The sequence below is a fragment of the Catenuloplanes sp. NPDC051500 genome, from assembly GCF_044454585.1.
Taxonomy (GTDB): Bacteria; Actinomycetota; Actinomycetes; order Mycobacteriales; family Micromonosporaceae; genus Catenuloplanes.
Window position 1 is genome coordinate 65,599 of record NZ_JBITDX010000029.1, and the last position, 12,481, is coordinate 78,079.

At 70.6% G+C, this 12,481-nt stretch carries 12 protein-coding genes; 6 read left to right on the plus strand and 6 right to left on the minus strand.

The window, feature by feature from the left end; all coding sequences use genetic code 11:
- Nucleotides 1-38 precede the first annotated feature (38 nt).
- Nucleotides 39-1,094 (minus strand): family 43 glycosylhydrolase, encoded by a 1,056-nt coding sequence (locus ACIA8K_RS36720; RefSeq protein ID WP_396067954.1) that lies wholly within the window; start codon nt 1,092-1,094, stop codon nt 39-41.
- Between the two features lie 258 nt (nt 1,095-1,352).
- Nucleotides 1,353-1,946: a hypothetical protein gene (locus ACIA8K_RS36725; RefSeq protein ID WP_396067956.1), complete on the minus strand. Its 594-nt coding sequence runs from the start codon at nt 1,944-1,946 to the stop codon at nt 1,353-1,355.
- Between the two features lie 18 nt (nt 1,947-1,964).
- Between ACIA8K_RS36725 and ACIA8K_RS36730 the strand changes: the two genes are divergently transcribed.
- The gene (locus tag ACIA8K_RS36730; protein ID WP_396067958.1) at nt 1,965-2,351 is read left to right on the plus strand and encodes a RidA family protein; all 387 of its coding nucleotides are present in this window, start codon (nt 1,965-1,967) and stop codon (nt 2,349-2,351) included.
- Between the two features lie 81 nt (nt 2,352-2,432).
- On the opposite strand, the gene ACIA8K_RS36735 is transcribed toward ACIA8K_RS36730, so the two are convergent.
- Nucleotides 2,433-2,603: a DUF397 domain-containing protein gene (locus ACIA8K_RS36735; protein ID WP_396067960.1), complete on the minus strand. Its 171-nt coding sequence runs from the start codon at nt 2,601-2,603 to the stop codon at nt 2,433-2,435.
- Entirely contained in the window at nt 2,581-3,462 is an 882-nt protein-coding gene (locus tag ACIA8K_RS36740; protein WP_396067962.1) for a helix-turn-helix domain-containing protein, read from the minus strand. The genes ACIA8K_RS36735 and ACIA8K_RS36740 overlap by 23 nt, the downstream gene beginning before the upstream one ends.
- 251 nt (nt 3,463-3,713) lie before the next feature.
- Here ACIA8K_RS36740 and ACIA8K_RS36745 point away from each other — a divergent pair, with 251 nt between their 5' ends.
- Entirely contained in the window at nt 3,714-3,956 is a 243-nt protein-coding gene (locus tag ACIA8K_RS36745) for a hypothetical protein (protein WP_396067964.1), read from the plus strand.
- Complete coding sequence (locus ACIA8K_RS36750) at nt 3,953-4,243, plus strand: hypothetical protein (RefSeq protein WP_396067966.1); 291 nt, start codon at nt 3,953-3,955, stop codon at nt 4,241-4,243. Before ACIA8K_RS36745 ends, ACIA8K_RS36750 begins: the two co-directional genes overlap by 4 nt.
- A 277-nt stretch (nt 4,244-4,520) precedes the next feature.
- Here ACIA8K_RS36750 and ACIA8K_RS36755 read toward each other — a convergent pair whose 3' ends face one another.
- Nucleotides 4,521-9,317 carry a diguanylate cyclase gene (locus tag ACIA8K_RS36755; protein WP_396067968.1) on the minus strand — a complete coding sequence of 1,599 codons (4,797 nt, stop codon included), beginning with the start codon at nt 9,315-9,317 and terminating at the stop codon, nt 4,521-4,523.
- Nucleotides 9,318-9,442: 125 nt separating this feature from the next.
- Complete coding sequence (locus ACIA8K_RS36760) at nt 9,443-10,021, minus strand: NADPH-dependent F420 reductase (RefSeq protein WP_396067970.1); 579 nt, start codon at nt 10,019-10,021, stop codon at nt 9,443-9,445.
- 88 nt (nt 10,022-10,109) lie between these two features.
- Between ACIA8K_RS36760 and ACIA8K_RS36765 the strand changes: the two genes are divergently transcribed.
- From ACIA8K_RS36765 to ACIA8K_RS36775, 3 genes are read left to right on the plus strand one after another with little or no spacing between them, the layout of a single operon-like run.
- Nucleotides 10,110-10,598 (plus strand): MarR family winged helix-turn-helix transcriptional regulator, encoded by a 489-nt coding sequence (locus tag ACIA8K_RS36765; protein ID WP_396067972.1) that lies wholly within the window; start codon nt 10,110-10,112, stop codon nt 10,596-10,598.
- 42 nt (nt 10,599-10,640) lie between these two features.
- Nucleotides 10,641-11,009, plus strand: a complete 369-nt coding sequence (locus tag ACIA8K_RS36770; RefSeq protein ID WP_396067974.1) for a group 1 truncated hemoglobin — start codon at nt 10,641-10,643, stop codon at nt 11,007-11,009.
- Nucleotides 11,010-11,046: 37 nt separating this feature from the next.
- Complete coding sequence (locus tag ACIA8K_RS36775; protein WP_396067976.1) at nt 11,047-11,676, plus strand: LysE family translocator; 630 nt, start codon at nt 11,047-11,049, stop codon at nt 11,674-11,676.
- Nucleotides 11,677-12,481 lie beyond the last annotated feature (805 nt).

Consider the following 12,481-nt stretch of genomic DNA (forward strand, 5'->3'; position numbering starts at 1 on the left):
GGGTACGGCGTACCGTGGCGCGAATTTGATCTTGATTTTTATGAGGCCGGTTCGCCGGACGGTGAGGCGATGGCGACGCCCGCGCCGACCGGGACGCCGAAGTTCGGGGTGCCGTTGGCGTTCCAGGTGAATTTCTGGGCGCGGGTGGAGCGGTTCAGTTCGCAGCCGCCGGAGGCCGAGGAGTTGGCGTGGTAGACGATCCAGTCCTCGGTGCCGTCCGGGCTCTTGAAGAAGCCGTTGTGGCCGGGGCCGTAGACGCCTGCCGCGTTGTTGCGCTGGAAGACCGGCGCCGGTGACTTGGTCCAGGACGAGGAGAGCAGCGGGTCGCCGCCGTTGTAGGTGAGCATGCCGAGCTTGTAGTCGGGCGTGGAGCAGTGGCTTGCGGAGTAGACGATGAACGTCTTCCCGTTGCGCTGCAGCACCTCGGCGCCCTCGTTGACCGCGCCGCCGACCGTCTCCCAGCCGTAGGTGGGCGTGCTGAGCGTCCTGCGCGTGCCGTTCGCGGTCCACGGGTTGCTGAGCGGGCGGATGAACATCGGCTGCGAGCCGTTGTAGAACGTGCCGAGCAGGTAGAGGTTGCCGTTGAGCTGCAGGATGCTCGGGTCGAGCTCCCAGGTGGTGTCCTGCTGCGGGTCGAGCAGGTCCGCCTTGAACGTGTACGGCCCCATCGGGTCGAGGCCCGCACTCTCCAGCACGTGGATGCGCTGGGTGCCGAGGTTGTAGGGCTCCCGGCCGGCCGTGTAGTAGAAGTACCACCGGGGCCCGTTCGGGCCGTTGAGCAGGAAGAACTCGGGCGCCCACATGGTTCCGGCGCCGTTCGGCCGGCTCAGCGTGAACAGCAGCGTGTCGGCCGCGGTCTTGAGGCCGCCGAGGGTACGCGACTTCCGCATGGTGATCGTGTTGTTCCAGGTCGTGGTGGCCAGGTAGTAGTAGCCGCTGTAGTAGGTGAGCCAGGGGTCTGGACCCTGGGCCTTGAGCGGGTTGGTGAAGGTGGGGGCGGGTGCGGCAGGTTTGGCGGCGGCTGCCGTCGCACCCATGGTGACGGCGATCAGCGCGGTGGCCAGGACGGCGAGCAGCTTCCGGGTGGCGGGCATGGCAGCTCCGGGGATCACTTGACGACGTCGATCTCGAAAATATCGAAATCGTTTTCGAGGCCACCGTAGCATTCATCCCTGTCGATTCAACACCTGAACCCGCACCCCGCTTGACGCCTGGGCGACCGGCGGCTCGACCGACGACACGAGCCCGGCTCCTGGGGACCGGCCCATGAACTCAGGCACGTCTTCCAGAACTACACGTTCCTCGGGCGGTCCCGGGGGCGCGGACGTGAGTCGTGCTGATCGGCGGCGGGGTCATACAGCCACAGTCGTCGTCACCCGGACCAGCGCCGGAAGCGGCGGCACCGAGCCGAAGCCGAACCGGACCGGCGGCGTCACCCTGCTCAGCGGCCCCAGGTCAGTGCCGTCCCAGGCGGCACTGACCTCAGTGATCGGCCGGAGGTCCTGCGCGCCGTACCACTCCCGCCGCCCGTTGCCCGCCGAGCCGCGCGTGCGCACTCCAGGCATCACCAGCCGCGCCGGACGGTCGATAAGCGAGATCCAGGCCGGTGTGCGGGCCAGCGGTGGCGGCACCGCCCGCAGCAGCAGGCCGATCGGACCGCGCGGGCCGGTCGTGAAGCTCATCCGCAGCGGACCCGCGTCGACCTGCCACCGGCCGCCGGTCCCGATCATCACAGGCACGACCCGGGCCTCGTCGAACAGGTAGGTGTCCCCGACGAACGCCGCGACCTCGTCGCTCGGGGCCAGCAGCACCCGATGCCCGTCAGCCCGCTCCACCATCACGTCCGAGAACGCGCCGAGCGGCGACCGCGGCCAGTGCCCGACCACGATCCGGGTCCCCTCAGCGGTCCCCAGCCCTGCGATCCACCCGTCGAATCTCCACCGCATTGGCCTAGCCTCTCCCAGGTGACAGAGCGACGCGCGATTCTCAGCGGCTCCACCTTCGAGGAGCAGATCGGTTACGCCAGGGCCGTCGTCATCGGCGACCACGTCCACGTCTCCGGCACCACAGGCTTCGACTACGCCACCATGACCATCTCCGACGACGTCGTCACCCAGGCCGAACAGGCGCTCCGCAACATCGCCGCCGCACTCGCCGAGGCCGGCTGCACCCTCTCCGACGTCGTCCGCGTCCGCTACCTCCTCCCCTCCCGCGACGACTTCGAACCCTGCTGGCCGGCGCTGCGCGGTGCGTTCGCCGACGTCCGGCCCGCGGCCACGATGCTCGTCTGCGGTCTCGCCGACCCCCGCATGAAGATCGAGATCGAGGTCGACGCGCGCCGGCCGTCCTGACCCACACGCCCCTGCCGATGAGTCCAAGCCCTGTAGCCGGGTGTGGTCACACCATCGGTCACCACACCCGGCTCTGCTTGATCAGGTGTTGTGCTTCAACCCGGACACGAAGCCCGTCCATGCTGGCTGGCTGAACGCCAGCACGGGGCCGGCCTGGTCCTTGGAATCGCGGACGTGCACGGCGCGCGGCGGGGTGGCGACCTCGACGCAGTTGCCGTCGCTGTTGGATCTACTGGCCTTGCGCCATTGCATTGGATCTCTCCTTGATGAACTTCACGGACTCGGCTGGCGACATTGCCAAGGATTTCAGGTGGTCGTACACGGTTTCGAGTCGCAGTAGATCGCCGCGAGCTTCGAGAAACAGTGCACCGGCCAGGGTGTCGATGTATCCGAGCGGCAGGTCATTGTCCAGGCCGAGGATGAGGAACCCGCCGTGGTTCGCCATGTGGGCACCAGCCGCGAACCGCAACACCTGCACCGTGATGTTCGGCTGTGTGGTCACGGCCGCGAGGCGGTCGAGCTGTTCGCGCATGACCTCGGCTCCACCGACCTCGACCCGCAGCGCCGCTTCGGAGATGACGGCGTGGAGCTTCGGCCGGTTCTGCTTCCGGGCGAGGATGGCTTGCCTCTGCATCCGCGCCTGCACTCGCTGCTCGATCATCTCGTCGTTAGTTTCCTGACCGACGCTGATGACCGCCCGAGCGTAAGCCTCGGTCTGCAACAGGCCGGGGATCAGGCTCGGTTCGAAGTTACGGACCTCGGTCGCCTCTTCTTCGTACGCGATCATCGTGGCGTAGCGCGGCGGCAGGGTGTTCAACCTCTGCCACCACCCAGCCTCCCGCAGCTCACGCGCCATCACAAGAAGTGACCCGCCTGGCTCGCTGTCGATCGCTACGCCGTAGGCGAGGAGGAGTTCCATCACGTCGCCGGGCCGAGCCTTGATGTCGCCGGCCTCGATTCTCTGAATCCGAGATCCAGAGCTTCCCACCTGCTTGCCTGCGGCATCGAGGGTGAGTGATGCGCCTTCGCGGAGCTTGCGAAGCTCGCGGCCAAGCCGTCGGCTGCGCGGCGTTGCAGGGGTGAAGCGGGCCATCTTTTGATCGTCCCTCATGATCGGCCACTCTCCTAACGCGCCGTCATTTTGATTCTCTCGCGGTTGCGCAGCATCGTACGATGCGCCCACCATGGATGCGACGTGGGAATCGCGTCTCCACCCATCCGCAGGGAGTCCCAGATGGTGATCGTGGAAGTGCTGGCGGTGGCATTGATGCGGCAACACCGGCCGGTGTGGTCGGGGGAACGACGGGTCTGCCGCTGTGGATCTCGCCTGCCCTGCCGCACGATGCGTCGGCTGCGTGTGTCGTGACCGGGGACGAGACCAGGCCGCGAGTCAACGCCGTCTATCGGTTCGCTGACCCGGATTACAAGTTCGGCCTCGGCACGTTGCTTTGCCGCGTCACGCGAGTGGTGGAAAAGGTGAGGTTCGACAACGAGCCGTGGTGGCACATCGACGCGTTCTGCAAACGAGCCGTGACCGACGCCGGAGCCGAGCGACGGCTCTACGTCCGTGCGTCGGCTGTGGTGAAGTCCCGGGTGCAGCGATGACGGACCACACACCGCACCGGCCAACGTGGGACTGCCGCCTCTGCGGCGGGGAGTGGCCGTGCGATCAGGCGCGGCTCGATCTGCTGGCCGAGTATGACGGCGCTCGGGTGTCCCTGGCGATCTACCTCGGCGCGTGCCTGGTGGAGGCGACCCGCGAGCTGTTCACCGTGCCTGCTGGCTGGCTCTACGCGCGGTTCTTGGGGTGGATGAAGGCGCCCTTGCCTGCCCATTCGGAAGTCCGCGAGAGTAGTGACATGGTGTCCGACAAGCACGCAGCTTCGGCGTAAGTCGTGCGGGACCCTGTGGCCTCCTGCCCACAATCGAGACAAACCAGGAACCTGCGCTGCGCCGTGCCCCGGTGTGGATTCGACGCGGATTCCTTGTCTCGGGGCAGTGGAAGGCTGCGTCGATACTTCGCCGCTCTTTCGGTGTTCACTCCGCGCAACGTACCCCGTGTTTGAAACGGCGACAGCTGTCCTGCTCCCCGCGTTGAACACCGACATCGGCGTTGTTGCAGGGAGACCCTGGATCAGGCGCAAGCCCGAATGAAGCGTGGCGTGCCGTTCAAGGCGTGTGGGCGGTGATCCGGTTGCGGCCGGCGCGCTTGGCGGAGTAGAGCGCCTCGTCGGCCATCTTGATCAGCGTCTCGTGCAGCCCGGTACGGTCCGGGATGATCGCGGCGACGCCGATGCTCACAGTGACGATGCCGGCGTCGGCGAGTTCGTGGCGGTGGGCGAGCGCCGCCACTGCCGCACGCATCCGTTCGGCGACGACGACTGCGGTGTCGAGATCAGCGCCGGGAAGGACAGCGACGAACTCCTCACCGCCGAAGCGGGCGACGGTGTCGGTGTCTCGGACCGCCCGGAGCAGCGTGCGGGAGACCTGGCGGAGGCATTCGTCGCCGGCCGGGTGGCCGTAGAAGTCGTTGTAGAGCTTGAAGTGGTCGATGTCGGCGAGGGCGAGCGCGAGCGGCAGGCGCGGGCGGACCGCGCGGCGCCACGCCTCCTCAAGCACCTCGGTGAGGCGGCGGCGGTTGGCGAGGCCGGTGAGCGGGTCGGTGACGGCGAGCGTCTCCAGCTGTTCGTTTGCGGCGCGCAGCGCTTCGGTGCGTTCCGCGACCTTGCGTTCCAGGCTGGCGTAGAGCAGCGCGTTGTCGAGCGAGACGGAGAGCTGCCCGGCGATCAGCTGCACCGCGTCGATGCCGGTGACCGCGAACGCGTTACGGCCGTGGTGGCTCTCCAGCACGAGCATGCCGCGCGGTTCGCCGCGGCTCACGATCGGCACGATCAACAGCGATCCGGCGGGTACGGCCTGGAGGTACGCGTCGCCGCGGAACCTGTCGTCATCAGCGGTGTCACCGATCAGCAGCGGAACACCCGTGCGCTCGGCGTAGCGGAACGCGGTGATCGGCAGCCGGTCCGCGGCCTGGGCCAGCGGGATCACGTCGCCGGACGGGCTGAGCAGGAACCAGGCGCCGGTCTCCACGTCGCGAAGCACGAGCAGCACGCTTGTCGCGCCGGTAAGCGCCTGCAACACCTCCGCGACGAGCTCCTGGAGGCGGCCGACGCGGGTGGAGGAGCTGAGCGCCTGCGACGCGCGGAGCACGGCGAGCAGATCGACCGCGTCGGTGGTGATGCCGACGCTTGCGTCCGAGGCGGGCCGGACGGCGTCGCGCAGAAACGGGAACTCGCCGGACAGCTGCGCGCACTTGCCTGTCGCGCCCCAGGCCGCGTACCGCCGGGATGCGTCCTTGATCAGTCGCTCCCCGGCGAAGCGCATGCCCTCGCGCAGGTGGAAGCGGCCGGCGCGCTCCGCGATCAGCGCGCGGTGCCACGGGCGGCGGCGGCCGGCGAGTTGCAGCGCCTCGTCGTAGAAGCGGATCGCGCTTGGGAAGTCGCGGTCCGCGGCCGCGCGTTCGGCCTCGATGAACAGGTGCAGGTGGGCCACGTTCGCCGGGCCCTGCGCGGCGCGGGCGGCCAGCCAGAACCGGTACCGGTCCAGTTCGTCGCGCGCTGCCGCCGGGTCGGGCACGGTGCCGGCGCGCAGCCTCCCGGTCAGCGACAGGCAGCGCAGCACGCAGCCGGTCAGGCTGAGCGGGGTGGCGACGCCGACCCGGGTCGCGTCCTCCACCGAGGTGGCGCGGTCAAGCGCCTCCTCATCCCCGAAGACCGCCGCGACGAGCGCGGTCGTGAAGAGCAGATGAGCGGCGGCCACGGGTACGCGCCGGACCGCCTCCAGATGCGCGGCCGTGGAGAACCCGTCGTCGTCCATCGAGCCGGCCGCCACGGTCTCGCCCCGGAACGCGCGGACCAGCTGCCGCCAGCAGGTGAGCCCGCCCCCGACCAGGTCGTTCCCGGTGCGGCGGGTCAGTGCCAGGCCGTTGTCCACCTCGGTGGCGAGGTCGTCGAGCGTGCCGCAGTCCATCATGTTCGGCACTGTCGTCCAGTACGTGATGCCCGCGTTGCCCTGGTCACCGGCGCGCAGCAGACCCTCGCGCGCGCGGCGGGCCTGCCGGATCGCCTCCTCGATCGGCGCGAACCAGGGCAGCGCGCTCAGGCCGTAGAGGTACCGGACCTGGGAGGTGGCCGGCTCGTAGCCACGCGCCTCGCTCTCCGCGAGCACCTCAACCGCGGCCAGGTACCCGGTCCGGTAGTCGTCGCGGGCCGGGACGGTGAGGAACATGACGTACCCCATCGGGCCGGACAGTTCCCGGCACGGGCCGCCCCGCACGCGCATCCGGACGACCTCGGAGACCAGCCAGGGGACCACAGCGGGGTGCGCGAGATATGCGGTGAGGATCAGCTGGTTGATCAGCATGCCGGCCGCGGCGGTACCCGGATCGGTGTTCTCCGGTAGGTGGTCCGGCTCTCCGGCCCACCCGGCGAGCAGATCCGCGCCGTCGTGGATCGCGGCCTCCATGTCCGCGCCGCCGGGAACGGGGTGCCCGAGCGCGGCCAGCACGCCGATGCCGAGGTCGAACGCCTCCTGCGCCCGGCCCCGGATGGTCAGGCTTCCCACCTGAAGCGTCGCGGACGGCGCCAGCCTGAGCGGCGCCGCCCCGGCCGCGATCCGCGCGTAGCAGTCGTCCGCGGCGTCCAGCCGGGCCAGCGCGTAGAGCGCCGCGTGCCGTTCCATGTCGATGGTCAGGCGCAGCGCGTCGTCGTCGTCCGGGAGTAGCCCGGCCGCGGCGGCGAGCAGGTTCTCCATCGCCGCGTAGTTGGAGACCAGGCGGGCGTGCCCGGCGGCCGCGACAAGCATGCCGACCGCGTCCCGCCGCTCCCCCGGGTCGGTGACGTCCGCCGCGACCAGCTGGTACTGCTCGGCGGCGAGCCCCACGCCGACCGGATCCCGGGACAGCCTCCGGGCCAGTCGCAGGTGGCGGACGCGGCGGTCGACCACGTCCTGCGCGCCGTACGCGGCCTGCCGTACCCGGTCGTGGCGGAACCGGACGCCGTCGTCCTCGTGCGCGACAAGCAGCCCGTCCTCAAGCGCCGGCCCGAGCACCGCCTCCGCCTCGTCGCCGGCAAGCGCGTGCAGCACGCCGCCGGACAGGTGACCGCCGAGGCAGGCCAGGTCCGCGACCAGCTCCGCGCTTGCCGGTGGGAGCGCGGCGATCCGGGCGCCGAGCAGGTCGAGCACGTCGCCGTCGCCGATGTGACGGCGCAGCGCGTCCGGGTCCCAGCGCCAGCCGTCCGGGCCGGGCGTCAGCACACCGTCCCGGCGCAGTGCGTTGACGAGCACCACGACGTCGAACGGGTTCCCGCCGGTGCGCGCGTGCACGGCCGCGGCCAGCCCGGCGCTGTCCCGCGCGGGCAGCCGGAGCAGGTCGGCGAGCAGCCCGCCCACGTCTGTGTCCGCGAGGTTCGCGAGCGCCAGCCGCACCGGTGGCTGGGGCAGCTCCTGCCAGCGGCGCAGCAGCGTGGTGAGCGGGTGGACCGGGTCCAGCTCGGCGTCCCGGTACGCCGCGATCAGCAGCAGCCCGGTGATGTCGTCCGCGCCGGCCACCTCGTCGATCAGGCTCAGCGGCGCCGGGCCGGCCCACTGGACGTCGTCGAGCATCATCACCACCGGCCGGTCCGGGCGCGCCACCACCTGCAGCAGCTTGAGGCCCACCCGGGCCAGGCGGGGCGTTGCCGTGCGCGGGTCTCCGGTCGCGCCGCCGGCCGGGATGCCGAGCACGGTCTGGAAGTCAGGCACGATCGCGGCGAGCAGCCCCGCCTCCGGGCCGAGCACGTCAAGCAGCCGCCCGCGCGCCTCACGCAGCTCCGCCTCCGGCTCGGCGAGCAGCAGGCGGGCGATTGCCGCGACCGCGAGCCGGACCGGGCTGACGTCCGCGCCGCGTCGCAGCTGGTCGAACTTCGCGCTGACGAACCAGCCGCCGGCGCCGGTGACCATCGGCCGGAGCTGGTCGACCAGGCTGCTCTTACCGACGCCTGGTGCGCCGCTGATCAGCAGGCAGCGGGTGCGCCCGGACACCGCGTCCCGGAATGCGGCGCGCAGCGTCTCCAGCTCCGCGTCCCGCCCGATTAGCCGGGTCGGTGGCACCAGCCGCATCGGGAAGTCGTGCTCACCCGGCGGAAACCGCTGCTCCGGGTCCGCGGCCAGCCGGTCCAGGTCGTGCTGTAGCCCGTCCGCGCTCTGGTAGCGACGGCCCGGCTCCTTCTCCAGCAGGCGTGCGACGATCGCCTCGAACTGTGCGGGCACGGCCGGGTTCGCGTCGCGGATCGGCGCGGGCGTGGCGGACAGGTGCCGCCGGATGAGGTCGAGCGTGTCGCCGCCGGACCCGAACGGCGGCGAGCCGGTGGCCAGCTCGTAGAAGGTGGCGCCGAGCGCGTACAGGTCGGCGCGCTGGTCGACCGGCCACCCGGTGCGCCCGGTCTGCTCCGGCGCCAGATACGGAAGCGTTCCCGCGATCGCGGTGTGATGGGTGAACCCCGGCCGTTCCTCAGCGAACGTGGTGGACAGGTCGAAATCGATCAGGATCGGCCGACGCGGCTCACCCTCGGCCAGAATGTTCGCCGGATTGATGTCCTTGTGCACCACGCCCCGGCGGTGCATCTCGGCGACCAGCCCGGCCAGCTCCGCGGCGAAGCGCAGCAGCTCACCGGCGTCCATCGGCCGCTCGGCGCAGCTCCGGGCGAGCGTCGGCGCGTCATAGGCGACGAGTTCCAGCCGGTCGTCGCGCCCGTCGCTCTCCGCTGCCTGCTGCACCCGGTCCAGCCCGGCCAGCCGGCGCAGGATGCCCCGCTCGTGCCCGGTCCGGCGCCCACCCTGCGGCCCCCGGGGCGTCTTGAGCAGCACACCCGGCACGTCTGTCGCCCGGACGATGCGGGTGCGGTCGCTTTCGTAGACGACGCTCATCACCCGCCCGATCGGCGGGACCGGCCGGATTGTGAGGCTTCCGTCGCCCGTGGCTGACGAAGCCGCACTGAGCCTCGATGCGCGCCGTAGGCATGTCTGCCACCGGCGCGCATCCGAGGTGCGACTCAGTTGGTGACCGCGAACCCGCCGGTCCAGGTGATCTTCTCGGCCGCCGCGAGCGAGACCTGCAGGAAGCCGAGCGCCTCCAGCTCGCGGGCGCGCTTGAGGCCGCCCGCGTCGACCGCGTTCAGGCCGGCGCCCTGGACCAGCGCGGAGACTGCGGACTTGGCGTTCGCGTCGTCGCCGGCGATGAGGACCGTGGTGGTGGCGACGCCGCCGACGGAGCCGGAGACCAAGGTGCCGCCGAAGTTGGTGTTGAACGCCTTGACCACGTGGGACTGCGGCAGCGCGGCCGCGATCTCGGCGGCGGCGGAACCGTCGGCCGGAACGACCAGGCCGTCGAAGGTCTCGAAGTTGATCGGGTTGGTCAGGTCGACCACGACCTTGCCGGCGAGCTGCTCGCGGCGGGCCTCGACGATGCCGGCGACGGCCGCGTACGGCACGGCCAGCACCACGATGTCGCCGGTGACCTGCTTGTCCGCGTCGGAGCTGTTGAACAGCTCGACCGAGTTGCCGCCCTTGGCCGCGAGGCCGGAGACGGCCTGGCCCATGTTCCCGCTGCCGATGATGCTGACGTGCGCCATGGTGTTCTCCCTCAACTGTTTGGTTGTCGCTACAACCATTAGACCTGCCGCTGGTTGTCGATACAACCTTCCGTGGCAGAATGTGAGGGTGGACACGCAATGGCTCAACCGCGAGGAGCTCGCGACCTGGGTACGGCTGCTCGCCGTGGTCGAACTCCTGCCCGGCAAGCTCGACACCCAGTTACGGCGCGACGCGCAGCTCACCCACTTCGACTACTACGTGCTGGCGATGCTCTCCGAGGCGCCGGAGCACACGCTGCGGATGACCGCGCTCGCCGACCGCACCGCCGCCACGCTCGCCCGCCTCTCCCACGTGGTGCAGCGACTGGAGAGCCGCGGCCTTGTCGAACGCTTCCCCTGCCCGCAGGACAAGCGGGCCACGAACGCCCGGCTCACCGACGCCGGCTGGGCCAAGGTGCAGGAGGCCGCGCCCGGCCACGTCGCCACCGCGCGGCAGCTGGTGATCGACGCGCTCACCCCCGAGCAGATCGCCCAGCTCCACGAGATCGCGGACGCGCTCCTCGACCGCCTCGACCCGAACGGCGCGCGTGTCGCATTGCACAGGCGATACGACTGAACCCTTGTGCTGATCATGTTCGTCGATGAACCATCTGCAGACATGACGCTGTACGAGTCAATCGGGGGCGAGACCGCGGTCCGGGCCGCCGTCGACGAGTTCTACCGCCGGGTCGTCACCGACCCGGACCTCGCCGCATATTTCGCCGACGTCGACCTGGCCCGGCTCAAGGCGCACCAGCGCGCGTTCCTCACGGCCGCGGTCGGCGGGCCCACCGCCTACCAAGGCAGATCCATGGCGGAGGCGCACGCGGGCCTCGGCATCACCGGCGCCGCGTTCGACGCCGTGGTCGCCCACCTGGTCGCCACGCTGACCAGGCTCAACGTGCCCACCACGGAGATCGCCCAGATCGCCACCGCGCTCGGCCCGCTGCGCGACGACATTGTCGGCAGCCGGACGAGCACCGAGTGACCTGGCGGCCGGGCACCTCGCGGGGCACGCTAGGCCCATGATCGACTGGGCCGGTTTCATCCCCGCCGCGCTGCTCGTCTCGCTGATCCCGGGCGCCAACCAGCTGCTCGGCCTCAGCAACGCGGTCCGGCACGGCACGCTTCGCGCGCTCGCCGGCGTGGGCGGCCGCCTCGCCGCGTTCGTGGTCCTGATCGGGCTGGTCGTCGCCGGCCTCGGCGCGCTCCTCGCCGCGTCCGCCACCGCGCTCGAAGTGATCAAGTGGGTCGGCGTCGTCTACCTGGCCTGGCTCGGCCTCTCAAGCCTCCGCAGCGCGCTGCACACCCCGCCCGCACAGGCCGCCGCCGCGCCCACCTCCCGGCACGGCGTCTGGCCGATCGTGGCGCACGAGTTCGCGGTCGCCATCAGCAATCCGAAGGCGCTGCTGCTCTTCGCCGCACTCCTCCCCCAATTCACCGACACCGCCGCGCCGCACGCGGACCTCCGGCTGGCCGCGCTCGGCGCCGCCTACCTCCTGATCGAGCTGCTGGTCGGCCTCGCCTACATCGCCACCGGCCGCCGCATCGGCGCCACCGGCATCCCCGCCCGCACCCAGCGCCGCGTCTCGCTCGGCACCGGCGTCACCTTCCTCGGCCTGGCCACCCTCCTCGCCGTCGACGACCTCACCTGACCAGGCAGCCCGCTCGCGCGAACGAACCGGGCGACCTTTTCCGCTCCCACGGTGGTCCGGCCCGCTTGCTTCCGACTCTGCTGCCCATTCGCGTGTAGCGGTCCGGGGACCGACGATCGAGTGAGCTGGAGCGCGGCGAATGGTTTCGGCCGGTCGTTGTGGTCGCGGAGTGCGAGAGCAGCACGGCCGTCATCTCGGCGGCTGCGGGTCCAAGCGACTGCGGGTCGAAGCGGCTTTGGATCGGTGCGGCTGCGGGGCGAGGCGGCTGCGGATCCGCGCCGCCCACCTACTTCTCGGGACTGGCCGCGCCGCCCACCTACTTCTCGGGACTGGCCGCGCCGCCCACCTACTTCTCGGGACTGGCCGCGCCGCCCACCTACTTTCTCGGGACTGGCCGAGGCGGCTGCGTGCCGAGGCGGCTGCGGCTTGGGCGGGCGCAAGGACCGGCACCGAGGCCGCGAGTCCCGCAGGTGTGCGGGTCTGTCGCGGCACTTCGGCAGGCCTCGGGGCCGGGCACGAACGCGGAGCTACACCGGATCCGCATATGTCAGGACACAGCCCACGCTCACGACCCGCGTCAGGTAGAGATCCGCGATAAGTGCCCCGGCTCGAGCGCCACGCCGGACATTTCCTTATTTGAGTGCCTCCCTGTGCGTTCATACTGACGCCGAAGGCGCAGGAAGGCCCACGTCAAGATCCTTGCGGCTCTGGTGGCCCTTATTTGAGCGCGATAAGGGCCACCAGAGCCGCAAGGATCTTGCATCCCGCCAGATGGACGCGAGATCCCACACACGAACCCATCGCG